The sequence below is a fragment of the Nitrospira lenta genome (assembly GCF_900403705.1).
Lineage (GTDB): Bacteria > Nitrospirota > Nitrospiria > Nitrospirales > Nitrospiraceae > Nitrospira_D > Nitrospira_D lenta.
Genome location: NZ_OUNR01000001.1, coordinates 127,411 through 152,044, shown reverse-complemented (window position 1 = coordinate 152,044; position 24,634 = coordinate 127,411). Strand labels below are relative to the sequence as shown.

Here is a 24,634-nt window from a genome sequence, read left to right as displayed (position 1 = left end):
AGCGCCTCGATTATCGGTCAAACCACCATACGACGGAACACAGCAAGAGGTGTTGTTCACGAGTGAGGGCTGGCAGGCCGGGCGCCCGTTCTCCTTGTGTGAAGAAGCCACCGTTTTGCCCAGTTGATTCGTCATATCGGTATTCGAATCGCAGTAGTGCAGTGTGCCAAGCGTGGGTCCACTTATACGCCAGAGTTGCGGTGAGGGCTTTCAACAGCTGTTCGGACCCTGAAATCCTTCCGGTACGATCCCAATAGAATTCCGGACGCAATGCAAGGCTCCAGGGGCCCGTCACATTCCAGTGGGCGTAGAGGGCTCCTCCTGTCCAGAATGTACGCGAGTGGGCAGGGTGCTCGGCAGCGTTCTCGGTTCCAATGTCGTAGGCCGCAGCCAGCGTCAGTGGGCCGTCTTTCCATTCAACGATACTGTCGCTGAAAAATCTCCAAAACTCGATGGCGGTATTGGATTGATCGGGGCCGTAATAGACGTTTTCCGTCACGGTGAGACGAGCGGTCGGCCGCCATTGGATTTGGGTGCCGTAACTGGGCTGGTCGTTCGCGCGGGATAAATAGTTGTAGCCATTGAGGACGTAGAGGCCGATCTGCAAGGAATCGTGGAAGGGATAGATCGCACCCACGCCGAACATGAAGTACGGCGCGTTATCGGCCATATAGGAGCGGGTGTAGTTGAGGTTGTTTTTGGCATAAAACGATTGATAGCCGATATAGCTGTTGAAGAGGCCGGCCGTGAGCGTGAGGCCGTTGCCGGCGGGAGCCAGGTACGACACATTCGCATGGGAAAAGTGGCGGAGCGTATCGGCAGCGCCGACCGGGCGGTCTCCGCCGGCCACAGCGGCAGGAACCAGCGTCTGCGTATCGTATCCTCCCTGTACCCCGAGTTCCATGCCCCACCGAGAGGCAGGAGAGATCTCTTTACGCACATAGGCCGAGGCGACGTTGGGCGCCAGTTCATTCACGCGGCGGGAGGTGGCTTTACTTCTCCAAAGATGATTGTCGGGAAAATTAGAGTCGAGAGCGTAACTGAGATCCACGGTCGCGCCGTAATGCCACTCGGAGGAAAGCGGGTCTTCACCAGCCGCGGGTTCGACGAGGAGGGCCAAAGCCACCATCAGCAGTCCCAGGAGGCGAATCACGGCTTGCTGCCGCTGTTCCCCGTAGTGGGCTCGTTTGTGGAAATAGGCCAAATTCTGAGTCCCGGCACGTGATAGTCCGAGGGAAGGTATGCGTCAGGAATCGTCGATTTATTTCCGTCGCGAACCTGGGTGAAATGCGGTGACATAATCTCGATGCCGGCTTCGTTGAACCGGTCTTGGATGTGCTGGTGCAATTCTGCATAGATGGAGGCCATCAGATTTGGTTGGGTGGTGTGGGCGTTGATTTCATAGGTCACATAGAAGTCGTCGAGGCTGGTTTGGAAGACAAACGGCGAGGGTTCAGGAAGAATATGGGTCGTTGCCCGCGCGGCTTCGATTAAGAGCTCATGGATCTTTTTCCATGGCACGTCGTAGCCGATTGAAATGGTTGTGTGCAGAATCAGGCCGAGTTCCTTTGCCGACGAGCTGAAGTTGATCAGGTGATTGCCGAGGACCAACGAGTTTGGGATGGTGATATCCACGTTCTTGATGGTTCGGATGCGCGTCACGAGTAACCCGGTTTCAATCACGTCGCCGATTGTGTCGGCTACTTTGACCCGGTCGCCGAGGCGAAACGGATGCATGTAGGTCAGCACCACGCCCGCAATGACATTGCTGATTGAGACGGCGGAGCCTAGCGAGAGCAGGAGTCCCAAGAACACTGAGATGCCTCGAAACCCTTCCGACTGGGAACCGGGGATATAGGGGAAGATGGCGATGGCAGCGAACACGATGACGAGAAACCGGACGATCTTGTAGGTCGGTTGTGCCCACTCCCGATTGAATTCTGTCAGCGTGATGGCGCCCCGCTCAATTCCCGTAAAGAGAAGGCGGATCAGCTTAATGATGTAGCGGGTGACGATGGCAATAATAATGATGGAGACGATGTTCGGGATGTACGTGGCAAACGCGTCCCCGATGGTGCTGAACGTCTTGAGTACGGCCCCGAACAGGACGGCTGAGATACCGCGGGTCCAGGGGAAAATGCCGAGCACGGTGGTCAGATAGATGTACAGCAGGACCAGCACGGCAGCGACGCGAATTGCTCGAATTACGGCGGTGAGACCCGCGGTTATTTGACCGGCGGACAGCAACTCGACATGTTGGACCTTAATCGATTGGATGAGGGTGCCCTTCCAGCTCTCGATTTTTGCGTACACCGTCGGGAAAGTTTTGTGGAAGAGCACGAGGAGGAGCAGCATGACGATCGTGTCAGCGGCGGCCCAGGCAACATTCACGATAAACGCGCGTTCGGTCACCTGGTCTCGGGAACGCGTCAAGGCTTCTTGAACTATGTGGGCATACTCATTGGCCAGGTCTTGCCGTTTTTTTGCCGTTGGCTGTGCGTCGAGATCGGTCACGGTCATGACCACCATGTCGCCATGGACGAGTTCGCTGGTGGTTCCCCGATCCACTGCTGTAACGGGGTAGATAGGAGTAAGGGAGTCTTTCGCCAGTTGGGTTAGGCGTTTGGATACGGCGTGGGCTCGATCCTGAGGCGTGAACGGACCCATGTGGTCGTAGAGTTCAAAGAGAGCTGTTTCTTCGAATGTAACCGGTGCGCCCGCTGACTGCGCGGGTAGGGGTGAGGAAAGAATGGTCGGTGTGGCCGCATATCCCGGTTGTAGCAGGAAGGACAGCAGAAATATGCTCAGGATATAGGAGTGAACTGAGTGTCTCATGAAGACGCACCTCCGGCCCGTAGGAGAAAAAGGCAATGGTCGAGCAATATACTATTCGATATATATGAGTGCAAACCGGACACGATAGACCGCAGCGGGTGTGATTGGAGCAGTAAGCTTGGTTGGATTCGTGACGTGCGGAGCCTGGGCTGGTTCGTGAGTTCATGAGATTGGGGTCGGTCTGTAGACGTATTCCCTGACCTGCTCGGCGGTGAGAGTGTACCCGGCGAAGTTGGCAGTGAGGAGTATCAGAAGTTATAGCGGGATTGACACCACGGCGACAGTGGCAAGTGCTGTGGCGTTCCTGATGTGTCGGTGAAAACGGCCATCATCTGGAATCAGATTGATGGTATTTGCGCGCTTGCGTTGGGCTTCGTCGGGCCTGCGGCGAAGATCTTCCCGGTCAAGAGCCGTTGGTGGTCTAACCCGATTAGTTGGCGTGGGTGGTTAGGAGATGATTGTCTGTGATGATTTTGAGCAACTCGCCCAGTTTCTGTAAGAATGGGATGGTTTAAGGCGTGTTGGGCTTCGCAGGATCGGTGAAGTCCAACATGCCAAAGGACGTCATTTCTGCGCTCTGTCCCATGCCGATCCTGATGGTCTCGCTGCAATCATGAACTGCCAGGCTGTGCGTTCGGAGGCCTTGCCGATTCATATCCAGAAATTGCTGTCGAATCTGTTTAATGCGGTTCTTCGTAAGGATTGTCTACCCATCCGATATCCCGCGCCCGTTCATTTTTGTTCTATTTGAATATGAGTAATAAGTGATTGAAATATATTGAATGTCATGAATGACCAACGTGAGTATTTCTCTTAGAAGGTTCCTTGGAGGAAGATGATTTTGACAAAGATTCATCAGGAAATGATGTCGTGAGCTACGCACATCGTATAAATGCGACAATTTGTACAATAATGTGCATGTAAGTAGTCTCCACAGAGACAATTTTATGCATTTAATTTTATAAGCTATTGATAAATATAAATATGTAGTGCTGGATCATAACTTGCTCATCCCCTTTGGCATACATCAACTTTCACCTGGGGAGGAAATAATCATGGGTTGTCCGAAATGCAAAGGCTTGATGATGTTGGAACGTTTCTCGGATTTCTTTCTGGTGTTCTATGCTTGGAAGTGTGTCAATTGTGGAGCAATCATTGATCGGACGATCTCCAACAATCGTAAAAGTAGTTTGGCTGCCAAAGCTGCGAAAGAAGTTGAAACCGCCGCTGCCTAATCGGGTATTTGTTAGGCATTGGAGCTCCGGCGCGGCACGTTCGGCATCGCGAGAATTGTAGGGCGGTGTCGGCTGGAGTTCTTAGGTGGCATTTTCAATCTATAACTATCTCAGGCTCAGGCCTGATTTCATTACGCCGGACGATGCCTCGACTCCTTCCTCCGCCAGCGGTATTTTCTTACTCCAGGGTCATCGCGCTATTTCTTAGGTTCCGCATTCTTTGTCACTGCTCTTGCTGAGAGAGTAGCCGAAGATAGGCCAATACATCGATCATTTGTCTCTCGGTCAAGTTGCCGGTCCAGGCATGCATGGGACTGAAGACGATTCCGTGTTCGATCATACGCAGCAGCTCTTCATCGGATTTCAGAAACGATCGAAATTGATGAAAGTTGGCTGGCGCGACCCTGAGCAAGGTCGCGTTAGGACCATCTCCCCAGCCAGTCTGGCCGTGGCAGGTTGCGCAGTGATGCTGATACAGCGCCTTGCCGCTGGGCAGGTCGGCGGGAACATCCTGGTCGGCAACCGCCAGCGTCCGAATGAGGAGGATGGCCGCGGCTGTGAATGCGAGCGTTCGAGAAGTCTTGTGCATCAACAACTCTTCGTGGTGGTGGCAATGAGTGAGGTGAGTAGTTGTAGCTTCGTACTGCCATAGGACGGACCGTGCAATTCACCGCGTGGGTGCTCTTTCAGGGGCGTCATGATCAGTAAATCCTTGCCGCAATCAAGATAGGTGCAATCGCATACCAGCACTGGCTCCGTTAGTGAAAGACCAGCAGTGGATATTGCGCATGATGAAGGATGGCGTGCGCGACGCTGCCGAGCACCATCCGGCTCAGCCCGTGTCGGCCGCGAGATCCCATTACCAGAAGATCCGCACTGATGGCCTCGGCCTCTTGGAGAATCGCTTCGACCGGAATACCCACGGTTGATTTCGCCTGAGAGCTATAGCCCATGCGACTCAGATCCTCCGCCACAGAGTTAATGAAAGTCTCGACGCTCCGGAGCGCCTGACCTTCCATTTCCCTTTCTGCCACAGCGTCGACCGGCCAGGGCGGCCTGGTCGGCGGGAGTACTGTGAGTACAGTGATCGTGACCGCTTCCCGGAATGGATGCTGTCGCAGAAACAAGAGCGCTCGCTCGGCGTCTTGAGATCCCTGCAGCGGCAGCAGCACCTGCTTTAGAGACTTCACAAAGTTCGGCAGGATCAGGACGGCGTTTTGGGAAAAGGTGAGCACCCGATGGGAGACACTGCCGATCACTCGTTCCTTGATCGGCCCAAGCCCGCGCGCTCCGACAAGAATGAGGTCGATCTGATGCTGCTTCGCATACTCCACGATCCGATCGGTCGGTGAGCCGACTTCCAAGTGTTTGGTTACAGGACCAGAATCCATCGGCAGGAGCGACACAATCCGATCCAGCAATCGTGCGCCATCTTCATGCATTGTACGTTCAATAGTCGTGGATAGCTCAAGTGCTACTTCCGGCACCATCATCGGGTAGGTCGGTGACGGGACATCCAGAACGTGCAGGATATGCAATTCTTTAGCGCGAGACAGGCACTTCAGTGCACGGACCGCTTCATACGATTGGTCCGATCCATCAATGGCCAACAGCAGTTTCATCGGTGACCTTTCTGTTGCTCAGTGACGATCTGTTGAACAGAAGAAGCGGCGATACACGCCGACCTCCGCATCCGGCACCATTGCTCCCGCGAGAATTCAGTACGTGTGTGTCATCGTTGCGTCCTCTTACTTGAGAGGGGCAGCAAGTCCAATGCCGTTTCGGTATTTCAGATTGCGAAAGAGAAAAGTGAGGTGAAAGCACAAGGGGCAAAAGGGTTTTGCTCCGAGTGAACTCTTCGGTCTCCGGCCATCACTCTTTACCGGGAACAGCAGCTGTTGCCTTCTGCCCCAAGAAGGGCTGCGGCACTGTAGCAGGCCTCCCCCACGTGCGAGGGAGTTGTGAAGGGGCGGCAGCCGCGTAATGGCTAGAGGTGAGCAAGCTGTTGTTTCTATGCGGGTCAACCGCGGCATGTCTTTCTCGATCCAGTGGCATTGGCCTTGCTGATAGATCAAGAGAAGTCTATCGAGCCGATAGGTGGCGATCGGGATTGCGGTGAAACGAATGGTATTAGAGGGCGCGCCGCTTGTGGAGATTGCAAAGATCGCCCGGGGCGAAAAGGTCGATCTCGTCGTCATGGGTAGTTACGGAGGACGGTCGGGAAGCGTTGATAAGATATTCTTTGGCAGCACGGCGGAAAAGGTCGTGCGGACGGCGGGTTGTCCGGTGCTGACGGTGCCTTTGTCAGTGAAGGCTCGATGATCACAACAATCTGCAACCAAGGAGGTGTGTCACGATGAGAACGCAGAGAGGGCGGATGTGGGGATGGGCGACCGTGTTGGGGGTAACGTGGGGTTTGTGGAGTGGAGCAGATTTTCCGCTCTGGTCGCAATCTGAACAGGTCGTGGACGTCACCATCAAGGATTTCAAGTTTGTGACAAAGCAAAGTACGCTCCGGCTTGGTGTGGCAACCGTGATCAGGATTACGAATGAGGATGCGGAGCGCCACGATTTCAGTTCAACCATGTTTGAAGGGATTCCGACGCAGGTGGAGAAAGACGGTGTGATTGTCTATGGGCGCGGGGTCGGGGGGATCATCCTTGATGCCAAGCGGGATGCGGGGGTGTGGTTCAATATGTCCCGCCCAGGCCGTCACGAATTCCGGTGCTCGATCCATCCGAACATGAACGGGGAACTTCTTCTCTTGAATGTGGAGGCGGTGTGAGCGGAGAGACTGACAGCCCACGCGTCTTCCTGGCGACCGATTTTTCCAAGTGGGCGCTGCGGGCCGAGGAGTACGCCTGTTGTCTGGCTGCCACATGGCGGGCCACGCTGACTGTGCTTACGGTGCTGGAGTTCCCCCCCGGCATTAATCCGGAGTATCCCGTCAATCAGGTCTATCTCAGCGAGCTCATGAAGGCTGGGGCGAAACAGTTGGTGGAGCTGAAGGCGCGGGCATCATCTCGCGGGATTGCGTTGCATACCCGCATTGCCACGGGGATCCCTTGTGAGGAGGTCTTGGCGGCTGTGAAAGCCGAGGATTCAGATCTCGTGGTTGTCGGGACGAAAGGCAAGTCCGGGCTGGCGCATGTGCTACTTGGAAGCACCGCAGAGCGAGTCATTCGCACGGCGTCCTGTCCGGTGCTCACCGTGCGTATGGATCCTGATGAGGTGTATTCAGCGGAGGCGGGGTCGTGTGGGGGAATTAGCCTCAATCGAATTCTGGTCCCGGTCGATTTCTCAGATTGCTCCCTCGACGCCGTGGAGTATGCCGCACTTATGGCTCAGCGCCATCGCGCATCCGTGACACTCCTGCACGTACTGGAGCCTGTCTCCTATGGGTTGGACTTCACGCTTTTGCATAGCGCGAAGCGGGAGGAGATGCGGGAACGGTTGACGGCCCGCTTAGATGATATGACGCGGGCACTGGTTGAGGCTAAGATTCAAGCCGTATCGCAGGTGCGCGGAGGGACTCCGTTTGAGTCGATCCTCGATAGTGCGAGAACGATTCAGGCCGATCTGATCGTGATGGGAACGCATGGGCGCCGAGGGCTGTCCCATGCGTTGAGCGGGAGTGTGGCGGAGGCGGTGCTGCGTCAGTCTCGTTGTCCCGTGCTCACGGTACGCAGCCCGAAGTTTGGGTCGGGGCACCGCCGGGTATTGCCCGACATGTCCATGTAAGTGTCCAGTCTTTCACCAGGGAGAACGACTATGGCGACCGTGATCCGCACGCGAAAGACTCCACCGACCAGCCGACTGTCTCGCGCGGACAATCCGATCGAATTGCCCGATGGCATGAGGGATCGTATCGCCGTGAAGGCCTATGAATTGTGGCATGAGCGTGGTTGCCGAGATGGGCGAGACCTCGAAGACTGGCTTGATGCGGAAACGATTGTGACGGAAGAGATTCATGAAGCTCGCGAATGAATCAACAGCCGGTGTATGGGCGCCGTTGCCGCCGGGGCTGGATGGCCTGATGGCTCGGTTAGAGGCGCTGTCCCTCGGACCGATGTTTGCGGCAGAACGAGATCGTGCCTTGCGCCAGGCGCTGCGCCCGTACTTTGAGTTTGCCGGGAATGCGCCGCTGCCGCCGTTTGCTCAGGAAGCCGACCTCGCGACACTCACGATCTATGCAGACTACTATCCCCAGGGCGGTCAGCTCACCCTGATCGAACAGTTGCGCGATGTGGTGACCGAGCATATCCCTGAGGAAGAGCGGGCTTGGATGGACCCGCTCAAACACTCCTATATGGATCTGGTCGAAATCCTGCCAGACAGCGAAGCCACGGAGAAGTGGACTTGTCGGTCTTTAGGAAACGGACGTCTCTATCAGGTTCAAGGTGGTGACTCCAGCCGTGGATTCAAAACCGGTCAGGTGTTGTTGACCCGGTTCGTGCAACAGCCCGGTGATCCTCAAACGAACGAGGTCGTACTCGGCGGGAGCGCATTGCTGCTCTCTCCTGAGGAAGGCCGGACCTTGTACGATGCCGTCTGCGCATTGCGTCGCCGACGGGAAATCAATGCTGGGTCGTTCGAGCTCGGGGACTGGCATGAGTTTGCCAAGCGATTCGGACATGAGTTGCTCTGGGTCTATTCCCAGATGCGCCTGAGAGCGCTGTTCAAGGTCGTAGCTGGAATCCAATACTGCAATTCCGATGGGCAACCGTATTTGTACTCGTTTGCGCTCTACGAACATCGGGAGTTCAAGTTTCTTCGTGAGATCTTGGCCGGGATGAATGGTCTGGAGGCTGATCCGGCAACGAGTGACGCAGTCGATGGATCGCGCGCGCGCATGCAGTGGTTTCAGCGAAGCTCGGCTGAGACAGACAACACGAGTATCGTCAGTCGTCTCACCCTGACGCCTACCCAACTGTGGGTGGAAACGGACTCGCCTGAACGGCTGGATACTCTGAAACACGAATTGGCGTCTGCATTGGGGTTTTCGCTTCATTTCAGGGGGGAAACGACCGTTCCTCCGCCACACCCGCTGAGTGAGGAAGAGCTTGATGCTGAGCAGCCGGTGCGAGCCGTTGTGACTCCAGAACAAGATGCGACGTTGTTGCAGGCATTTCTGGAACGCGTCTATCTGGATTGGACCGATCAGGAGGCTCCGGCGCTGGCCGGCACAACGCCGCGTCATGCCGCCACGACGGTGGCAGGCCGTGAACAGGTCGGCCGGCTGTTGAATGACATGGAACGCAATGATCCGGGCTGGTCTCGTATCGGTCGGTCGGCATTTGACTATAACGTGTTGCGTGGGCATGTTGGGCTTGATGAGGTATGTCGTGAGGACGCTTCCACAGAGCGATCTCGGTGATCTCCTGACGCATGCGCGTCTCGCGCAGGCCGCACCCGTCGCCTTGACTTCTTGGTTCGTGTATCTTCTGCATAGCACAGAGCACGCGGAGCCTGCTTGCTGAACTGAGAGGCGTGTCGTAGGGCTAGACGATTCAGAGAGTCTACATGATGGCGCTCAATCCGGCGCTGGATCATTTGCTCCACGGCGAGAATTCGCGCAGAACATGATGTGCGGTGATGGGCTCTCAACGTAATGGTAGTGGCGGTCTAATTGTGTGGCTGATGGAGGACCTATGAAAGCGCTTGTGGCGACTGATGGATCGAAGTACGGCCGATGGGCTATTGAATGGGCGGCGAAACTTCCACTGATGGCTAAGCCCGTATTGCGTGTCTTGCATGTGGTGGATGTGGCCAGCCTCCGGGCGCCGTTCATGATTCAGCCGGTACTGGTGGGAACCGAGCGATACATTCAGCAGGAAGTGAAACGCATGGAAGCGGCGGCGAAGGCTGCGAAGACGGAGTCGAAGAGCGTCCTTTCTTCGTTGGGCATCAGTGGCACGGTCACTCTGGAGCGTGGCGCGGTGGCCTCGACGATCACAAAGCATGTCTCACGAGGGGTCGGGTTATTGGTGATCGGATCACGAGGTCTGGACGCGTTGGACCGTTTTATGCTGGGGAGCATCTCGACTCATGCGATTCATCATGCGGCCTGTTCGGTGCTTGTTGTGAAAGAGGCGGCTCGTCCGCTCAAGCAGATTGTGCTGGCGATCGATGGATCGGCGGCATCGGACAAGGCGGTTCGGTTTCTCCTCAAGAATATCAATCCGCAGCCGAACGGGCCGGAAGAACAACCGGTGAATGTCACCGTCGTGCACGCCATGCCGTTCCTCAAATTTCCAGAGGTGCGGGAGGCGGGCAAGGCGGTTGTGCAGCGGTATGCCGACAAGCTGGCGAAGGCCGGGTTTCAAGTATACGAGGCTCCTAAGCTGGGCAAGCCGGCCGAGGAGATTCTCAAAGTCGCCAAAGCCCATAAGGCAGATCTGATCGTCACTGGGGCTAAGGGCCTCGGCGCCATTGGGCGGGTCTTGTTGGGAAGCGTATCCACGCGCGTGGTGCAGCACAGTTCCTGTTCGGTCTTGGTTGTCCGCTGAACGCGGGAAGCCGACCGCCAAACTCGACTATGCGCGGTAGATGATGTGGACGCGGGCGAGAAAGTCTTCGAGCGCTGTGGTCTGGCGTCGGATCGCAGGCTCGTCGCGCCGGCCGGCCGCGAGTTCCATTATGCCGCCGATGTCGCTAATGGCATTGAATCCGTACCCACCTCCGTCGCCTCGCATGCGATGACCGAGAATGCCTATCGTCTCGAAATCCTTTGCCGCGATGGCGGTTCGTAGCGTCTGGAGGTCTTTCTGGCGGTTGGCCAAGAAGGTCGGGATGATGTCCTCCAGATCTGGATCGATATAGACGGTGATGCGTTCGGGCGAGGCGAGCTTGGGGGTGGTCATGGGCAGTGTCCTTTACAGGCTTGTAAGAGTTCGATCAGGGTCGTCTTTTTTACGGGTTTGGTCATGTGCGTATTGCACCCGGCCTCAAAGATCTTCACCGCTTCTTCCTTCAGCGCCAGGGCGGTGAGGGCAATGATGTGTGTGGCTGGCAGGTCGTGATCGCGTTCCCACCGGCGAATAGTTTTTGTGGCGGTCAGACCGTCCATCACAGGCATTTGCATATCCATGAGAATAAGGTCGTAGTGCCCGTTCTTGAATTTTTCGACGGCAATGGCGCCGTTGTCGGCGATTTCCAGGCGGTGAGTGGTGCTCTTGAGATAGGAGCGGATCAGCAGTTGATTGTCTGCGGAATCTTCGACCAGCAGCACTCGCAGGGATGGTGCCGGAGTGGTGTGTTCCGGGATGGCGGCGTCGGCCACCGGTATCGGGATACCTTTGGTACGTCCCAAGGCGATGCCGATCGTTTGGTATAAATCGGACCGTCGGATCGGCTTGACGAGATAGCCGCCCAACCCAAGGTCATAGGTGCGGGCGATATCGTCGGCCCAGTGGTTCGACGTGAGCATGATGACTGTCAGGCCTGTTCGAATAGGCGAGGCGTTCAACGCTTCGGCCACGGCGAATCCGTCCATGCCGGGCATACGGCAATCCAGCAAGAGTAGTTCGTACGGCATAGCGGCTTCGGCTGCCCGCCGGAGTTCAGCCAGGGCCGCGGGACCGTTTTCAGCTTCGGTGACGGTCGCTCCCCAGGCAGTCAAAGTCTCTCTCAGAATCAGACGATTGGTAGGACAATCATCCACCACTAAGGTGTGCACGCCTGACAAGTTGATCTGCGGGACGGCTCGGTTGGCCGGCAGGTGGGACGTGACGTCAAAGGCGAGGGTGCAATGAAACGTGCTTCCCTGTCCCACCGTACTTTCAGCCCAGATGTGTCCGTTCATCCGTTCTGCTAAGTGTTTGGAAATGGTCAGGCCCAATCCGGTCCCTCCGTAATGTCGGGCGGTCGAACTATGGGCTTGGGTGAAGCTGTCGAAGATCTTTGCCAGTTGCTCCGGAGGAACTCCGATTCCTGTGTCCGTAACGGAAAAGCGGATGACGCCAGGCATGGCGGCATCCGGCTCATTGGTAATGCGGACGATCACGGAGCCCTTGTCGGTAAACTTCAAGGCATTGCCGATCAAATTGATCAAAATTTGGTTGAGACGATGGGGATCGCCGGTCAGGGACGAGGGCACCTCCGGCGCCATGTGGCAGGCGAGCTCCAATCCCTTTTCATTTGCGCGCATCGCCAGGATCTCGACGGCTTTGTCGAGAACTTCGTTGAGATCGAAGTCGATGGATTCCAGCTCCAAGTGCCCTGATTCGACTTTCGATAAATCTAGAATATCGTTGATGAGGTTCAGGAGGTTGCTGCCGGCCCGTCGAAAGATGCGCAGATACTTCCGTTGCTCAGGAGTCATCTGGGTTTCCCAGAGCAGATCCGCCATGCCGATGATGGCATTCATGGGCGTACGAATTTCATGGCTCATGCTGGCGAGAAACTCGCTCTTTGCCTGACTCGCCACTTCAGCCGCTTCTTTTGCGACGCGGAGAGCCTGTTCGACCTCCCGGCGCTCGGCGGCTTCCAGCGCTAGCGTGGCCATGGTGGCGAGGGAGCTGGCGAGATGGATCTCATAGGGTGTCCATTGCCGGCCTTCGCCTGCATGTTCTGCGCAGAGAATTCCGACCACCTGGCCTTTTTGTCGGATCGGAGCATCGAGCATGGCCCCGATGTGTTCCGGCCGGAGGTAGGTATCCGCGAAATCTTTGGTGCGCGGGTCGGAGAAGGCATCGTGAGCGGCGATGGCATGTTCTTCGCTGGCTATTGCGTGAAAGTATGCGGGATAGTCCGCGACTTTGAGTGTGGCATTGGCCAGACGGCTATGATGGCCGCGTGTATACAGATCGATCTGAGAGATGGCCAGCCGGTTTTTGTCGAAGAGCCAAATGCTGGCGCGGTCCACGTGCAACAGATTTCCGCACTCGGTGGTAATGGCCTGAAAGGCGGCGGGCAGATCTCCGCCGGTGAGGGCGTCATTCTGCGCCAGGGCCCGTAACGCATCTTGGTATTGCTCCAAGAGTGCGGCCGGGGTGGTGCGAGGACGTTTCGGCGTGGTACTGCGTGGAGTCAATGGGGTAAGGCGAGCTTGCCGGCGGGGAGCGGCGGCCGATGGGCTGGTCGATTTTCGTCGAGGAAGATCTGGGTGACGTGGCATGCCGCTCTCTTCTAGATCAGTTCGGGTGATCTTCTCGATCGAGCTTAGCTGTCGCGGGTGTCTTGTACTAAGGAGAGGAGTCCAGCGGGTTTGACACGATTCCGGCCTTCCTGTTTGGCCAGGTAGAGCGCCTGGTCGGCGGCCTTGATCAAGTCGGTCGGCGAGGTCTGACGAGTGGGAACCATGCTGGCATAGCCGACGCTCACGGTCACCAGTACGTCGTCCGTATGAGAAATTCGCAACTCCTCGACTCGCCGGCGGAGACCTTCGGCGACTTGCGCCGCGCCGTCGATGCCGGTACCGGGAAGGACGATGACGAATTCATCCCCGCCGTAGCGGGCCACCAAGTCTCCCGGCCGGTTGACGGCTCCCGTGACGGCCGTGGCCACTTGCTTGAGACACTCATCTCCAGCCGTATGCCCTTTGCTGTCGTTATACGTTTTGAATCGATCGATATCGAACATGATGAGCGAGACGGGAGTCGATTCGCGGACGGCGCGGCGCCATTCCTGGTCGAGAAAATCATCAAACTGCCGCCGATTGGTAATGCCGGTGAGGCCGTCCAGGCAGGAGAGGCGGAGCAGCATTTGGTTGGCTTCCTGCAACTGCCGCATGACTTCAAGAAGTTCCTGTTCCCGTGCCCGCCGCCGGTCGATTTCATGGACGAGCCGGAGCACTGACCGCACACGGGTCAGCAGTTCGATCTTATTGACGGGCTTGGCGACGTAGTCCATGGCGCCGGCGGCAAACGCGAGCTGCAGTTCCACCGGGTCTGTCTTGACGGTCACCATGATGATGGGCGTATCCCGGAATCGGTCGTTCGCTTTAATCTGGCGACAGGCTTCGATCCCGCTCATGGCCGGCATGAGAATATCCATGAGAATCAAGTCGACTCTGGCGGTCGCTTGTTTCCCGTTGTCCAGTCCGATGAGTTTGAAGGCATGATTGGCCGATTCGGCTACGAGGATTTGCTCGTATCCGGCGGCGGAGAGGATCGATTGCAACAGCAAGCGATCATCGGGGGAATCGTCGACGATCAGAATAGCCATGTGTGTAATGTACTCGTTGTAAAGTGCTGAAGGAACGGTAGCAGCTAGTCTGGGTAAACACCAGGATAAAGCTTTTTGACACAGGGCTGGCAGAGACCATGGCTGAATTCGGCTTCGGAGTGATCGCAGAGGTATTCTTCCAGCTGCTGCCAGAAGCCTCCGTCATTGCGGATTTTCTTGCAGGAGGCACAAATGGGAATCAGGCCGCGAAGGACTTTCACTTCTTTGAGTGCGCGCTGCAACTCCTCGTTGCTCCGTTGCAACTCGATTTCTCGCTCTTTCCGGCAATCCATCTCATGTTTAAGTGCCAGGGCGGACGAGACGCGGGCAAGGAGTTCCACGCTGTTCACGGGCTTATTGATGTAGTCCGTGGCCCCAGCGGCAAAGGCCTCTTTCAGATTACTGAGGTCGTTCTTAGCGGTGACCATGATGATCGGGATGTCGCGAAGGTGGCTGGCGCTTTTTACCTGTCGGCAGGCAGAGACGCCGTCAAGCTCTGGCATCAGCACATCCATGAGGATGAGATCGACCGGAGCGGACAGCGCGGTTCCCTCCAGGTTCAGGGTGGCAAACGCGGCTTTGGCGGATTCCGCCGTCAGGATATCTCCATGGCCCGCCTTGGTCAGGAGTGAGCGAAGGAGCAGGTGCTGGTCAGGGGAGTCATCGACAATAAGAATGGCCATGGTACTTTCTCTTAACGGACGATTGTAGGGAAAACTGGAGAGGGCACGGATGGTCTATCCTCTCCACGAAGTATTTCCTAAGTATAGCAAATGCGAGTGAGACGTCCGCGCGGGGCTGAAAAATAGGCTATTGGAGTTTCGATTTGACGAGGTCGCTGATGACTTTCCCGTCGACCGGTTGCCCGGCTAGGCGAACCATCACGGCTTTCATAATCGCGCCCATGTCTTTCAGTGAACTCGCGCCGGACTCGGCGATCACGCTTTCGACAAGGTCCGCGAGCTGCTGCGGGGAGAGGGCTTGAGGGAGATAGCCTTCAATAATGGTGATTTCTTGACGCTCTTTTGCCGCCAGCTCAGGGCGCTGGGCCTTTTCGTATTGCTCGACGGAGTCGCGGCGCTGCTTGATCAAGGTCGTCATGATCTTGCTCATTTCCGCGTCGTCCAAGTCCTTTCTGATCTCCATCTCCTTGTTCATGATTGCGGCCTTGACCATGCGAATGACATCCATCCGAAGCTGATCTCTCGATTTCATCGCCAGTTTCAAGTCTTCTGTTAGGCGGTCTCGTAACGACATGCTCACCTCAATCATTCATCTGTTTATCGGAATCAATCGTCGTGAATCAGAATACTCTGGCCTCTTGAGCGAGTCAACGAAGAGGGATGTCATGGTGTTGGATGATGTGAACGCGTAGTATGATGGGTACCAGCGGGCTGCGGTTGTGTTGAGATGGTCAATCGACTGGATGAAAGGGGAGGGTATGAGGAATCGAGTTCGAGTGATGGGCGCCGGGGTGGTTGTGGCGGGTATGCTTCTCGGTTGCGGCGGCTGTGCGAGCGAGGCCCCGAAGTCGACCTCTACGATGACGCCGGAGCAGGCGCGCGGCCATGCCGACAAGGCCTTTGAGCGACTGAAGGTAGAAGAGCAGGGCCGCTCGTCCGATCCCGCGATGCCACGCTAGAGCGAGGGGTGCTCCCGCAGTCGAAGGAGTCGCGCGCCCAAAGGTTTGATCAGGGGAAGTTCCAGAAATAGTCGCGCCGGGGTTCGCTGTTCGACCCGTCGTGGTTCGTGGAACGTTCTGAGCAACGCCAGGGAGATGACGAGTCGCAGGCTTCCTGAGATGAAGAAAATAAACGGGAGATTCGATACCGGATCAATGTGCAACGATCCGAATTGGAGGTTGCCCGGCACGGCGCCGATGAGCCAACTGCCGGTAAGCGTGCCCATGGCCCATCCGATCGCATTCACCGTGCTTGAGACGGCGACCGCTTTCGCCCGATCCGCCGGACGCACGGCGTCGAAGACGTAGTTGCTCAGTCCGAGCGACAGTCCCGCCCAAAGGACGCCTCCAAAAAAATTTACCAGTACCAGGAACAGCCAGGTCGTGCTGATCAGATACAGCATAGGGAGAAACGCCACCAGCAGTCCTGTACAGGTGAGCAGCGCCTTGTTCCCAAACCGATCCCCGAATTCGCCCCAGCCTGGGAGCGTCACGAACTGGCCGACAATGGCGGCAGCCGCCCAAGTGCCGTAGGCCCAGTACGAGAGATGCAAGTCCTGCAGCATATAGATCACAAAGAATGGGCCAGAGATCAACACGGCGAGATGCATCAGGCCTGAAAAGAGCAGGAAGCGGCGGAAGTCTTTCGTCGTGCCGGTGCGGAGAAACGCAAGAAAGCCATGGCTTGCCGGTTCCTCGTGGTGGATCGGGATATCGGTCACACCGGTCAGCGAGATGGCGGAGAAGCTTCGACATACGCCAGCTATCACAAAGAGTACGGCGAACCCGATCCAGAGGCGGTTATAGTGCTCGAAGAGACTGAGGAGTGCACCGCCCAGGCACAGCGCGGCAAAACTTGTGATGGCCATGAGTTGCGACCGTCTCGCAAAATAAGCGCCGCGTTCGTTGGCGCTGAGCAGATCGGTGATCAGGCTGGCCCAGGCAGGAGAGGTAAAATGGGTCGAACCGAAGTAGAGGGCGGCGCCAGCAACGATCAGCCACGGTCCCCACTGAGGGAAGAGAAGGGGGAGCACCAGAATCGGCAGCCAGGCGAGAGACTGGCCGATAATGCCGCAGCGCACGTGGGCTTTGCGATGGGGAAACCAATGGGACACCTTCACGGATATAAATTGAGCCCAGGTGCCGAGCAGTTGAGGAAGCGCAGAGAGCAGGCTTAGCTGAAACGGAGTGGTGTGCAGCATCAGGGCAAAGGCCGAAAGATACTGCTCACCGGCTCCCTGTGTCGTGGCCTGAAAGATGCCGTCGCGCAGACCAAACCGTCGTCCTGATTCATGGGCGGCGACTGTTTCGGCGGATGGCTGAGTCGCGGCGGCGGGGATGGCTGAATTCATGTGTGTATGTTCGCAGGGACCTGTGACCGTCACGGTATTTTATCACAGGCCGTGACGACTCATCTCTTTATCGGTCGAGGCTAGTGTATGGTTGACCCCTGTTGCTGACTCCCGATACCATGAGTATGAGGGTGAGGACCATGAGACGTCTCTGGCTCAGAGGCTGCACAAATCGATGGCGTACTCTTCTCGTGACGCTATCCTCTGCGGGGTGCTGCCTCCTGGTAGTGGGCCTCTGGCTTCTTCCGGCACACGGCAAAGACTTGATGCCTCAGAAGGAGCAGGAAACGACTGAGGTGGGATCGACGAGCAGTCCCTCGTTCGACGACCAGAAAGCCGGAACTCCTCAGTCACTGTTTACCTGGATCAAGATGGCTAGGGGGTATGAAGTCGAGTGGGATACCTTCGGTCGAAAGGGCTGGTACACGCAGGATCCTCGATTGAAACCGGTGGATCCCGCCTCGGTGTTCACGCCAGATGCTGCGGTGGTCTACATCGTGTTCGAATCGGCGCCTCTGGAAGATCCGACTCAGTTCAGCGCGCAGTGGTTTCTGGAAGGGGACGATGGTGCATTGCCGTCCAAGCCGTTCGGGCAGGATGTGCTGGAGTTGCCCGGGTACGAACGCTATGGGTTTCTTGAGTTAAAGCGACCAGGCGAGCGTTGGCCGGTGGGAGCGTATGTGGTCAAGCTCTACATTGCTCCGCATGGACAGCAGTCATTTCATGCGGTCAATCAGGTGGGGACGCTCCGCTTTACGATTACCGACAAGGAGCTTCCTCCCTCTCCGCCGGTGCGCTAATCTCTGCCAATCCACACATGAGTTCATGACGAGATCGCGAAGGAGTACATGCCACGATGGGAGAACGTGTGAAGGTGACCGATGTAGAGAAGCTGACCTTGCTCTATGAGCGGTTTCGGGATGTTTGTTTGGTCGAAAAAGAAGTCTGGAAAGAGATCTTCATGCCGCGGGATATCACGCTAGGAGGACCAGTGCGGACCAATATCCAGGATCGTTATGACGTCGAGATCGATGACGTTGCCATCGAGGACACGCTGGAGGCGAATATTCCTCTGGGCAAGGCTTCGTTGGAAGCCGCGATCCAGGAGTATCGGCCGCACATCACCTTTTACCGTCGTGCGTGACGCCGCTACTTTGCGGCTAACACCCGCTCTACTTCCTGGACGATTTCCGGCGACGACGGTTTCATGCGGTGCGGGAAACGCGCCACGATATTGCCGTTCCGATCGACCAGGTATTTTTGAAAGTTCCACTCTACTTCACCGGGGAACGGACTGTTTTCAGTCAGGTATTGATAGAGCGGGTGCTTGTCTGATCCCTTGACGCTGATTTTGCTGAAGAGGGGGAAGCTGACGCTGTATTTCGTCAGGCAGAATCCCTTGATCTCCGCATTGGTACCGGGCTCTTGCTGGCCGAAGTTGTTGGCGGGAAATGCCAGCACCTCAAACCCCTTGGCATGATACTGCTCGTAGATGGCCTCAAGCTCCGTGTATTGCGGAGTATTGCCGCAGAAACTGGCCGTGTTGACGAGCAGAAGGGCCTTGCCCTTGTATTGGCCGAGGTTCACGGGCTTTCCGTCGATATCATTCATCGTGAAATCATAGAGGCTGGTTGTTTTCGCGGCCATTAGTAGTCCTTCCTGTTCGGCCCGTACGTCCGGTGCCGCTAGCAGGAGCCCGCTCATGAGTGTCATCAACGATGCGGCGGTGATGAAGGCTTTCATAACGGGCTCCTTTTCCTTAGAGCTGTTCCAGTGCCGCGACTCGCTCTTCGATCGGCGGGTGCGTGGCGAGGAGATGCATGAATCCTGAGGTGCTTCCTGAAATCTTCATCGTGGCCAAGGCATCCTGATTGCTGGGTTGAAACTGAGTGCGGCTGACCCATCGATCGATGCCGCGTAATGCCCCGATCATCGATTCTTTTCCGTACACCTTGGCGGAGAAGGCATCGGCGGCAAATTCTCGGCGGCGTGAATGCCAGCTCACGACGATCATGGCGAGAAACGAGAGCACGACCTGCAAGACGATGTAGACCACGAAGGCCAGAATCGGATTGCCGGCAGAGCTGCCTTCTTCCCGGTCTTGCCCCGAAGATTGCCCCACCATGCTGGAGAGGAAGTTGCTGATGTAGAACACGAATGTGTTCATCAGCCCGGCGAGTACCGTAGTGGTGAACATATCGCCGTTGTAGACGTGTCCCATCTCATGGGCGAGCACGGCTTTGACTTCGTTCTCATTCAAATTCTGCAGCAGGCCGGTGGAGACGGCGACCATGGAGTTGTTCTTGCTGGGACCGGTGGCAAAGGCGTTGGGATCTGGTGAGTTATAGACCCAGACCTCGGGCATCGTGATCCCTAGCCGTTGAGCAATCTCCTGGACCGATCCATAGATCACATGCTCTGCCTGCGATCGGGGCTGGGTGATCTGTTCGCAGTCGAGCATCGCACGGGCCATCTGCTTCGAGAAGGCCAAACTGATGAACGCGCCGCCGAATCCGATCACGAGCGACCAAACGAGCAGTTGCTGGTTGAACACCCCTCGCACGTCGATGCCAAACGCCGGGAGTACGCTATTGATCAGCAGATTGGCTGTGAACGAGAGCGTGAGATAGATTAAGAAGTTTGCAATTAAGAAGAGCCCAATGCCCTTAAGCCACTTCATCGATAGCCTCCTTACAGACAGAAACTCGCCACCGCAGGGAGCGAGTAATGATGTTGTCCCGATTATACACAAACCCTTCGTGTGAAATGCAGAGGACGGTGTATCGCGTCGTCCCGATGCAATATAAGACTTGATCGGCAAAGGTCAAGGCTTCAGAAGCGTCTGAAACGCTGAGGGAATATTGACCGCTTCGGCGCGATCCTGTTAGAAGAGTCTCATTAAAAGAGGTGCGTATGCGAGGGGTGGCGCTGATCGGTTTTGTTGGATGGTTGATCGCTCAGCAGATTGCAGTGGCCGAGGCTGCGGATGGTGCTCCGCCGGTTCCACCTGTTGTGATTCCGCTGGCGGTTGACGGAGTTCAGCGCGCCACGATCACGCTCGATAGTTACTCCTATACGCCGAAGCATCTGATCGTTGAAGCCGGGAAACCTGTAGAGTTGACCTTGACGAGCGTGACGACCATTACGCCGCATAACTTTATCGTCAAGGAGCTCTCCGTTGAGCAGGATGTGTCGGCCGGAAAAACCATCGTCGTCACGTTCACGCCGACGCAGCCCGGCCTGTTTCCTATTTATTGTGATAAGCGTCTCTGGCCTCTGCCGAGCCATCGCGACAAGGGGATGGAAGGCACGCTCGAAGTAAAGTAGAGGGTGTTCCACGAGTACGAATCCTTCCAAGTCCGCGCTGCTTCACGACCTGCTCAAGCAAGTGTCCCGTCTGTTCTATACGACGCTGGCCGTCGTTCCGGCGGATGTACGGGATCAGATTGGCCTGGGCTATTTATTCGCCCGTGCCGCCGACACGATTGCCGATACGGATCTGATTGCGCGTGCACAGCGGCTTGAATATTTGAGTCAGCTGAAAGCGCAGTTTGTGGGTGACCAGATTTCCTGGTCGCAGGTCCGTGAGATCCAGCAGGCCATGGGGCTGGTCCAGCAGGATTCATCGGAGCGCGTGCTTCTTGAACGATTGGAAGACATTTTTAGACTCTTCCAGGAATGCTCTCCTGAAGATCGGCGGCGCGTGCAACGGCTCATGACGACGTTGACGCAGGGCATGGAAATGGATCTCCTCCGTTTCCCAGGGCAGTCGGTCGACGAGCTGACGGCGTTGAAGACGCTCGACGATCTGGATCGGTACACCTATTACGTGGCCGGTTGCGTCGGTGAGTTTTGGACCGATCTTATGTGTGCCCATCGGAAAGCGCTGGCTTCGTGGAATGTGAAGCACATGTCTGACGTAGGGATCCGCTTCGGGAAAGGATTGCAGCTCACGAATATTGTAAAAGATGTCGCGCACGATCTGCAGAAGGGGCGCTGCTACATTCCAGAGACCCTGCTGGACGAGGTAGGGCTTACGCCGCGTGATCTGTTGAGCGAGGCCACTCTTCCGCGCTTTCGGCCGGTCTTGAGCCAGTTAGTTCGAATAGCTGCTGAGCATCTTGATCAGGGCTGGATGTACACCATGTCGATTCCGCGCCACGAGATGCGGTTGAGGCTTTCCTGCATGTGGCCGATTCTCTCAGCCGGCGAATCGCTCAAGATGGTGCTGCATTCGCCGGATTTGCTGAACCCTGCCGTAAAAGTCAAAATCCCCCGCAGTAAGGTCTACAAAATCCTGGCGCTGACCACCTTTACCGGCGCCTGTGGCTCCATCGGAACGGCCTATTGGGGCAGGTTGAGGAAGCAGATCGCCTAAGCGGGTGCTACTTCTTCTGCGGCGCCAGGATCTTCTCGCCCTTTTTGAACACCGCGAAGATTGCTTGTGACGGACAGGCGTCCAGGCAGAGACGGCAGCTTTCCAGGCAGCGGGAGGGATCGAACTTATACGGCGGCGTGGAGAGCCAGGCGCTGGTCGGGCAAATCGGAATGCAGATGCCGTTGTGCAGGCAGCGATCCGGGTGCCGGACCAGGTGATCGCGAATGACCATCATAGGCTTCACTCCTTCAAAGAGACCTTGGGAAAAGATCTCAAACATGTTTTTGTCGGGCAGACTGCTCACTTCCACTCCTTCACGAGGGCTTTCAGCCGGTCTTTGAGTTCGGGAATCTGTTCGAGGTTATTCTCGATCGCGCCGATGATCTTGTCCGCTCTGGCCGACTTGAGCGCATCCTTGTCTTTCTTGGCCAGCCGATCATACGCCACATAGGCGGCCGGGTGCTTCGGCTCAAGTTGCGCGCGGGCGTCAATCAGGGCCTGGCCGAACTCCCAGGCTTCCGGCGCCAACGGGGGCACGATGGTAAACGCGCCGTCGGTATAGACAATCACAGCCGCGCCCTGTTTGCCCGTTAAGGGAAGCACGGCATGGACGGTTTTGCCTTCGCACGTCTTCCAGTCCAGCGTCAGCCCGGGAAACTCCTTGGCGAAGGCCACCTTTTCCTGGTTGGCTTTCCACTTTTCTTCGACAGCCATAGCGTCCGTGTCTCGTCTTATTGGGACAGCGGTGGGAGTTTCGCCGGTGCAGGGTGATCGGGCATGAGTAGCCGGTCCACGATCTCGCCCTTCATCACATGGCGTTCCATGATTTCTTTCACATCGGTTTCCGACTTGACGGTGTACCACACCCCTTCGGGGTAGATCACGACGCTCGGTCCCTCGGCGCAGCGGTCCAAGCAGCCGGCCTTGTTCGCGCGGACGGTGTTTTTCAAATCCAACCGTTTCGTTTCCTGCTTGAAGACGTCGTGCAAGGCTTGCGAGCCGAGCTTCGAACAACTGCCGCGGGGATCATCGGGCGACCGCTGGTTGGTGCAGACGAAAATATGACGCTTGAATCCAGGCATCGGTAGTGTCCTATACGGGCATGGTGGCAGTGTTCAGTCGTTCCATCTGCAACTGGACTTCTGCGACATTGAGAAACGGAGACTGGCCAGGTTGGGCGTCCAGGATCGTGCGGATTTCGCGCAGGCGCAAAAATGCGCGTCGAAATTCTTCGCCTTTGGCCAGTTCAGACGAGTGCGCGGCGGAGAGCTTGTCGTATTCGGTTCGAATATCGCGGAAGTCTCGTTGCAACGTCTTATGCATGGAACAAGACTCACAATACCACCGTGGGCTGTGGTCGGAAGAGGGTGACAGCCGATCGTAGGGGCGGCCAAAAAAATCTTTTCCCAGTGAATACTTGATCACCGGGCCGGAAGAAGCCTGACAGGCATGACACGATCCGGTCGACAGGTCCATTGGGTGCCTCCTCGATAAGATGAGCGGGAAATTTTCAATGGTGGGCGCATCTTACACCAGGGGTTTTTAGGCTGTCTAGCCGCGCAAGAGGCTCTGCTATAGTTCCTTAAGGAACGCGGAGGAGGTAGGCATTTCAGGCATGACCGACACCAATCTCGTGGTGGGGCCGGTTGGTGGGTTGGAGCATAAAATCGAGGGCTATCACATGATGCGGAATATGCATGAGATGGTGTTCCCATCCGGGCAGAACACATTTGCTATTACCGATAAAGGAATGGCACGATCTATAAAAGTGACGCAAAGTGACGAAGGTTGGGACCTTGGCGGAGGCGTATGAGATTATGACAGGCCGCCCTCTGAGACCTGCCAATTAGGACTGCGCATGGTTATCGGCGTTCCCAAAGAAATCAAAGACCACGAATATCGCGTCAGCCTGACCCCGGATGGGGCGTCGGCTTTGCACAAGGCCGGACACACGATCTGGGTGGAGCCGTCGGCCGGAGCAGGCAGCGGATTCACCGACGACGAGTATCGACAGGCTGGTGCGACGATCGCGTCATCCAAAGCGGAAGTGTTTGAGAGGGCGGGGTTGATCGTCAAGGTCAAAGAGCCGTTGCTGTCTGAGTGTTCGTTGTTTCGTCCGGGTCAGGTGTTGTTTACCTACCTGCATCTCGCCTCTCTTCCCGAACTTACGAAGACCCTCTTAGATACGAAGATCACGGCGATTGCCTATGAAACAACTGTGGCCCGCGATGGCAGCCTTCCGATGCTGAGGCCAATGAGCGAAATCGCCGGGCGTATGTCGGTTCAGGTGGGCGCCCACTATTTGGAAAAGCTTCAGGGCGGACGCGGGGTGTTGTTGGCTGGTGTGCCCGGGGTCGAGCCGGGGAACGTCGTGATACTTGGAGCCGGCGTGGTTGGGGCCTCAGCCACTCGGATCGCCGTCGGGTTGGGCGCGCAGGTGACCGTGATCAATTTAGATGTAGACCGGCTGCGCTATCTGGATGATCTATATCAAGGGCGTATTGTCACGCGCGCGGTGAGTGAGGCCGCGGTGGAACAGGCGGTATGCGCAGCCGACCTGGTAATCGGCGCGGTCCTCATTCCGGGGGCCAAGGCGCCCAGGCTGGTGTCGCGGGCCATGGTCGCGCGCATGAAACCGGGGGCTGTCGTGGTGGATGTCTCGGTCGATCAGGGCGGCTGTTTCGAGACGACCAAGGCCACAACACATTCCGATCCCGTCTATCTCGTCGATGGCGTGCTGCACTATGGTGTGGCCAACATGCCGGGCATCGTCCCGCGGACGTCGACGTTCGCGCTCACGAATGCCACCTTCCCGTATCTGCTTCGCCTCGCCTCAGAAGGAGTTGATCGGGCCATTCAATCCGATCCAGGATTTGCGAAGGGTGTCAACCTAAAAAATGGGCAAATTACTTGCGCTGAAGTTGCTGACGCGCATGGCTTGCCTTTTACCCCCATCTTGTAAGACAATCCGGTTCCCGTTTTTTGA

At 56.7% G+C, this 24,634-nt stretch carries 30 protein-coding genes; 14 read left to right on the top strand and 16 right to left on the bottom strand.

Features of this window, described 5'->3' with window-relative positions; translation table 11 throughout:
* Window positions 1-10: 10 nt before the first annotated feature.
* Window positions 11-1,204: an outer membrane beta-barrel protein gene (locus NITLEN_RS00735; protein ID WP_245924354.1), complete on the bottom strand. Its 1,194-nt coding sequence runs from the start codon at window positions 1,202-1,204 to the stop codon at window positions 11-13.
* Window positions 1,150-2,835: a mechanosensitive ion channel family protein gene (locus NITLEN_RS00730; RefSeq protein WP_121987670.1), complete on the bottom strand. Its 1,686-nt coding sequence runs from the start codon at window positions 2,833-2,835 to the stop codon at window positions 1,150-1,152. Before NITLEN_RS00730 ends, NITLEN_RS00735 begins: the two co-directional genes overlap by 55 nt.
* Before the next feature lie 1,055 nt (window positions 2,836-3,890).
* Here NITLEN_RS00730 and NITLEN_RS00725 point away from each other — a divergent pair.
* On the top strand, window positions 3,891-4,070 hold the full coding sequence (locus NITLEN_RS00725; protein ID WP_121987669.1) for a hypothetical protein: 180 nt from the start codon (window positions 3,891-3,893) through the stop codon (window positions 4,068-4,070).
* Window positions 4,071-4,293: 223 nt separating this feature from the next.
* Here the strand turns inward: NITLEN_RS00725 and NITLEN_RS00720 are convergent, their stop codons facing one another.
* Window positions 4,294-4,659, bottom strand: a complete 366-nt coding sequence (locus NITLEN_RS00720; RefSeq protein WP_121987668.1) for a c-type cytochrome — start codon at window positions 4,657-4,659, stop codon at window positions 4,294-4,296.
* Window positions 4,660-4,828: 169 nt separating this feature from the next.
* Entirely contained in the window at window positions 4,829-5,692 is an 864-nt protein-coding gene (locus tag NITLEN_RS00715; protein WP_121987667.1) for a universal stress protein, read from the bottom strand.
* A gap of 475 nt (window positions 5,693-6,167) precedes the next feature.
* On the opposite strand from NITLEN_RS00715, the gene NITLEN_RS00710 reads away from it, so the two are divergent.
* From NITLEN_RS00710 to NITLEN_RS00685, 6 genes are all read left to right on the top strand, one after another.
* Entirely contained in the window at window positions 6,168-6,392 is a 225-nt protein-coding gene (locus NITLEN_RS00710) for a universal stress protein (protein WP_121987666.1), read from the top strand.
* A gap of 34 nt (window positions 6,393-6,426) precedes the next feature.
* A complete protein-coding gene (locus NITLEN_RS00705) occupies window positions 6,427-6,855 on the top strand; it encodes a cupredoxin domain-containing protein (RefSeq protein WP_181416550.1) in 429 nt (142 codons plus the stop codon).
* The gene (locus NITLEN_RS00700) at window positions 6,852-7,811 is read left to right on the top strand and encodes a universal stress protein (RefSeq protein ID WP_181416549.1); all 960 of its coding nucleotides are present in this window, start codon (window positions 6,852-6,854) and stop codon (window positions 7,809-7,811) included. The genes NITLEN_RS00705 and NITLEN_RS00700 overlap by 4 nt, the downstream gene beginning before the upstream one ends.
* Before the next feature lie 30 nt (window positions 7,812-7,841).
* Window positions 7,842-8,057 (top strand): DUF2934 domain-containing protein, encoded by a 216-nt coding sequence (locus tag NITLEN_RS00695; RefSeq protein WP_121987664.1) that lies wholly within the window; start codon window positions 7,842-7,844, stop codon window positions 8,055-8,057.
* The gene (locus tag NITLEN_RS00690; RefSeq protein WP_121987663.1) at window positions 8,041-9,447 is read left to right on the top strand and encodes a hypothetical protein; all 1,407 of its coding nucleotides are present in this window, start codon (window positions 8,041-8,043) and stop codon (window positions 9,445-9,447) included. Before NITLEN_RS00695 ends, NITLEN_RS00690 begins: the two co-directional genes overlap by 17 nt.
* Window positions 9,448-9,721: 274 nt before the next feature.
* Entirely contained in the window at window positions 9,722-10,579 is an 858-nt protein-coding gene (locus NITLEN_RS00685) for a universal stress protein (protein WP_121987662.1), read from the top strand.
* A 27-nt stretch (window positions 10,580-10,606) separates the two neighbouring features.
* On the opposite strand, the gene NITLEN_RS00680 is transcribed toward NITLEN_RS00685, so the two are convergent.
* The 5 genes from NITLEN_RS00680 to NITLEN_RS00660 form a co-directional block, all read right to left on the bottom strand.
* Window positions 10,607-10,933, bottom strand: a complete 327-nt coding sequence (locus NITLEN_RS00680; protein ID WP_121987661.1) for an Hpt domain-containing protein — start codon at window positions 10,931-10,933, stop codon at window positions 10,607-10,609.
* Window positions 10,930-13,188 carry a GAF domain-containing hybrid sensor histidine kinase/response regulator gene (locus NITLEN_RS00675; protein WP_121987660.1) on the bottom strand — a complete coding sequence of 753 codons (2,259 nt, stop codon included), beginning with the start codon at window positions 13,186-13,188 and terminating at the stop codon, window positions 10,930-10,932. Before NITLEN_RS00675 ends, NITLEN_RS00680 begins: the two co-directional genes overlap by 4 nt.
* Window positions 13,189-13,232: 44 nt before the next feature.
* Entirely contained in the window at window positions 13,233-14,237 is a 1,005-nt protein-coding gene (locus NITLEN_RS00670; RefSeq protein WP_121987659.1) for a GGDEF domain-containing response regulator, read from the bottom strand.
* 44 nt (window positions 14,238-14,281) lie between these two features.
* Complete coding sequence (locus NITLEN_RS00665) at window positions 14,282-14,920, bottom strand: response regulator (protein ID WP_121987658.1); 639 nt, start codon at window positions 14,918-14,920, stop codon at window positions 14,282-14,284.
* A 127-nt stretch (window positions 14,921-15,047) separates the two neighbouring features.
* A complete protein-coding gene (locus NITLEN_RS00660) occupies window positions 15,048-15,494 on the bottom strand; it encodes a GatB/YqeY domain-containing protein (protein ID WP_121987657.1) in 447 nt (148 codons plus the stop codon).
* Window positions 15,495-15,678: 184 nt separating this feature from the next.
* Between NITLEN_RS00660 and NITLEN_RS00655 the strand changes: the two genes are divergently transcribed.
* On the top strand, window positions 15,679-15,879 hold the full coding sequence (locus NITLEN_RS00655) for a hypothetical protein (protein ID WP_146216052.1): 201 nt from the start codon (window positions 15,679-15,681) through the stop codon (window positions 15,877-15,879).
* Here NITLEN_RS00655 and NITLEN_RS00650 read toward each other — a convergent pair.
* On the bottom strand, window positions 15,876-17,270 hold the full coding sequence (locus NITLEN_RS00650; protein WP_146216051.1) for an MFS transporter: 1,395 nt from the start codon (window positions 17,268-17,270) through the stop codon (window positions 15,876-15,878). The genes NITLEN_RS00655 and NITLEN_RS00650 overlap by 4 nt on opposite strands.
* Before the next feature lie 191 nt (window positions 17,271-17,461).
* On the opposite strand from NITLEN_RS00650, the gene NITLEN_RS00645 reads away from it, so the two are divergent.
* Both NITLEN_RS00645 and NITLEN_RS00640 read left to right on the top strand, forming a co-directional pair.
* Entirely contained in the window at window positions 17,462-18,070 is a 609-nt protein-coding gene (locus NITLEN_RS00645; protein ID WP_146216050.1) for a hypothetical protein, read from the top strand.
* 56 nt (window positions 18,071-18,126) lie between these two features.
* Entirely contained in the window at window positions 18,127-18,414 is a 288-nt protein-coding gene (locus NITLEN_RS00640; protein WP_121987653.1) for a hypothetical protein, read from the top strand.
* Between the two features lie 5 nt (window positions 18,415-18,419).
* Here the strand turns inward: NITLEN_RS00640 and NITLEN_RS00635 are convergent, their stop codons facing one another.
* Both NITLEN_RS00635 and htpX read right to left on the bottom strand, forming a co-directional pair.
* Window positions 18,420-19,013: a glutathione peroxidase gene (locus tag NITLEN_RS00635; protein WP_245924353.1), complete on the bottom strand. Its 594-nt coding sequence runs from the start codon at window positions 19,011-19,013 to the stop codon at window positions 18,420-18,422.
* Between the two features lie 16 nt (window positions 19,014-19,029).
* Window positions 19,030-19,950 (bottom strand): protease HtpX, encoded by a 921-nt coding sequence (gene htpX / locus NITLEN_RS00630; RefSeq protein WP_121987652.1) that lies wholly within the window; start codon window positions 19,948-19,950, stop codon window positions 19,030-19,032.
* 233 nt (window positions 19,951-20,183) lie between these two features.
* Between htpX and NITLEN_RS00625 the strand changes: the two genes are divergently transcribed.
* Together NITLEN_RS00625 and NITLEN_RS00620 are read left to right on the top strand one after the other, a co-directional pair.
* Window positions 20,184-20,597, top strand: a complete 414-nt coding sequence (locus NITLEN_RS00625; RefSeq protein ID WP_121987651.1) for a cupredoxin domain-containing protein — start codon at window positions 20,184-20,186, stop codon at window positions 20,595-20,597.
* Between the two features lie 61 nt (window positions 20,598-20,658).
* The gene (locus tag NITLEN_RS00620; RefSeq protein ID WP_219999358.1) at window positions 20,659-21,648 is read left to right on the top strand and encodes a phytoene/squalene synthase family protein; all 990 of its coding nucleotides are present in this window, start codon (window positions 20,659-20,661) and stop codon (window positions 21,646-21,648) included.
* A 7-nt stretch (window positions 21,649-21,655) separates the two neighbouring features.
* Here the strand turns inward: NITLEN_RS00620 and NITLEN_RS00615 are convergent, their stop codons facing one another.
* Genes NITLEN_RS00615 through NITLEN_RS00600 form a run of 4 tightly spaced genes read right to left on the bottom strand, consistent with a single transcriptional unit; the run spans window position 21,656 to window position 23,124 of the window.
* Window positions 21,656-21,952, bottom strand: a complete 297-nt coding sequence (locus NITLEN_RS00615; RefSeq protein ID WP_121987649.1) for an ATP-binding protein — start codon at window positions 21,950-21,952, stop codon at window positions 21,656-21,658.
* Window positions 21,949-22,362 carry a hypothetical protein gene (locus NITLEN_RS00610; protein WP_121987648.1) on the bottom strand — a complete coding sequence of 138 codons (414 nt, stop codon included), beginning with the start codon at window positions 22,360-22,362 and terminating at the stop codon, window positions 21,949-21,951. The genes NITLEN_RS00615 and NITLEN_RS00610 overlap by 4 nt, the downstream gene beginning before the upstream one ends.
* 17 nt (window positions 22,363-22,379) lie before the next feature.
* Window positions 22,380-22,730, bottom strand: a complete 351-nt coding sequence (locus tag NITLEN_RS00605) for a (2Fe-2S) ferredoxin domain-containing protein (RefSeq protein WP_121987647.1) — start codon at window positions 22,728-22,730, stop codon at window positions 22,380-22,382.
* Between the two features lie 10 nt (window positions 22,731-22,740).
* Window positions 22,741-23,124, bottom strand: a complete 384-nt coding sequence (locus NITLEN_RS00600; RefSeq protein ID WP_121987646.1) for a hypothetical protein — start codon at window positions 23,122-23,124, stop codon at window positions 22,741-22,743.
* Window positions 23,125-23,263: 139 nt separating this feature from the next.
* On the opposite strand from NITLEN_RS00600, the gene NITLEN_RS00595 reads away from it, so the two are divergent.
* Window positions 23,264-23,461, top strand: a complete 198-nt coding sequence (locus NITLEN_RS00595; protein ID WP_121987645.1) for a hypothetical protein — start codon at window positions 23,264-23,266, stop codon at window positions 23,459-23,461.
* A gap of 45 nt (window positions 23,462-23,506) precedes the next feature.
* Entirely contained in the window at window positions 23,507-24,610 is a 1,104-nt protein-coding gene (gene ald, locus NITLEN_RS00590) for an alanine dehydrogenase (RefSeq protein ID WP_121987644.1), read from the top strand.
* Window positions 24,611-24,634: the final 24 nt, after the last annotated feature.

What these genes read in the sequence shown, in the direction of transcription:
- NITLEN_RS00720 (WP_121987668.1), bottom strand. Translation starts at nt 4,659, where the DNA reads ATGCACAAGACTTCTCGAACGCTCGCATTCACAGCCGCGGCCATCCTC.
- NITLEN_RS00705 (WP_181416550.1), top strand. Translation starts at nt 6,427, where the DNA reads ATGAGAACGCAGAGAGGGCGGATGTGGGGATGGGCGACCGTGTTGGGG.
- htpX (WP_121987652.1), bottom strand. Translation starts at nt 19,950, where the DNA reads ATGAAGTGGCTTAAGGGCATTGGGCTCTTCTTAATTGCAAACTTCTTA.
- NITLEN_RS00650 (WP_146216051.1), bottom strand. Translation starts at nt 17,270, where the DNA reads ATGAATTCAGCCATCCCCGCCGCCGCGACTCAGCCATCCGCCGAAACA.
- NITLEN_RS00640 (WP_121987653.1), top strand. Translation starts at nt 18,127, where the DNA reads ATGGGAGAACGTGTGAAGGTGACCGATGTAGAGAAGCTGACCTTGCTC.
- NITLEN_RS00695 (WP_121987664.1), top strand. Translation starts at nt 7,842, where the DNA reads ATGGCGACCGTGATCCGCACGCGAAAGACTCCACCGACCAGCCGACTG.
- NITLEN_RS00665 (WP_121987658.1), bottom strand. Translation starts at nt 14,920, where the DNA reads ATGGCCATTCTTATTGTCGATGACTCCCCTGACCAGCACCTGCTCCTT.
- NITLEN_RS00595 (WP_121987645.1), top strand. Translation starts at nt 23,264, where the DNA reads ATGACCGACACCAATCTCGTGGTGGGGCCGGTTGGTGGGTTGGAGCAT.
- NITLEN_RS00605 (WP_121987647.1), bottom strand. Translation starts at nt 22,730, where the DNA reads ATGCCTGGATTCAAGCGTCATATTTTCGTCTGCACCAACCAGCGGTCG.
- NITLEN_RS00635 (WP_245924353.1), bottom strand. Translation starts at nt 19,013, where the DNA reads ATGAAAGCCTTCATCACCGCCGCATCGTTGATGACACTCATGAGCGGG.
- NITLEN_RS00690 (WP_121987663.1), top strand. Translation starts at nt 8,041, where the DNA reads ATGAAGCTCGCGAATGAATCAACAGCCGGTGTATGGGCGCCGTTGCCG.
- NITLEN_RS00655 (WP_146216052.1), top strand. Translation starts at nt 15,679, where the DNA reads ATGAGGAATCGAGTTCGAGTGATGGGCGCCGGGGTGGTTGTGGCGGGT.
- NITLEN_RS00715 (WP_121987667.1), bottom strand. Translation starts at nt 5,692, where the DNA reads ATGAAACTGCTGTTGGCCATTGATGGATCGGACCAATCGTATGAAGCG.
- NITLEN_RS00725 (WP_121987669.1), top strand. Translation starts at nt 3,891, where the DNA reads ATGGGTTGTCCGAAATGCAAAGGCTTGATGATGTTGGAACGTTTCTCG.
- NITLEN_RS00600 (WP_121987646.1), bottom strand. Translation starts at nt 23,124, where the DNA reads ATGGACCTGTCGACCGGATCGTGTCATGCCTGTCAGGCTTCTTCCGGC.
- ald (WP_121987644.1), top strand. Translation starts at nt 23,507, where the DNA reads ATGGTTATCGGCGTTCCCAAAGAAATCAAAGACCACGAATATCGCGTC.
- NITLEN_RS00670 (WP_121987659.1), bottom strand. Translation starts at nt 14,237, where the DNA reads ATGGCTATTCTGATCGTCGACGATTCCCCCGATGATCGCTTGCTGTTG.
- NITLEN_RS00730 (WP_121987670.1), bottom strand. Translation starts at nt 2,835, where the DNA reads ATGAGACACTCAGTTCACTCCTATATCCTGAGCATATTTCTGCTGTCC.
- NITLEN_RS00625 (WP_121987651.1), top strand. Translation starts at nt 20,184, where the DNA reads ATGCGAGGGGTGGCGCTGATCGGTTTTGTTGGATGGTTGATCGCTCAG.
- NITLEN_RS00680 (WP_121987661.1), bottom strand. Translation starts at nt 10,933, where the DNA reads ATGACCACCCCCAAGCTCGCCTCGCCCGAACGCATCACCGTCTATATC.
- NITLEN_RS00610 (WP_121987648.1), bottom strand. Translation starts at nt 22,362, where the DNA reads ATGGCTGTCGAAGAAAAGTGGAAAGCCAACCAGGAAAAGGTGGCCTTC.
- NITLEN_RS00660 (WP_121987657.1), bottom strand. Translation starts at nt 15,494, where the DNA reads ATGTCGTTACGAGACCGCCTAACAGAAGACTTGAAACTGGCGATGAAA.
- NITLEN_RS00675 (WP_121987660.1), bottom strand. Translation starts at nt 13,188, where the DNA reads ATGCCACGTCACCCAGATCTTCCTCGACGAAAATCGACCAGCCCATCG.
- NITLEN_RS00685 (WP_121987662.1), top strand. Translation starts at nt 9,722, where the DNA reads ATGAAAGCGCTTGTGGCGACTGATGGATCGAAGTACGGCCGATGGGCT.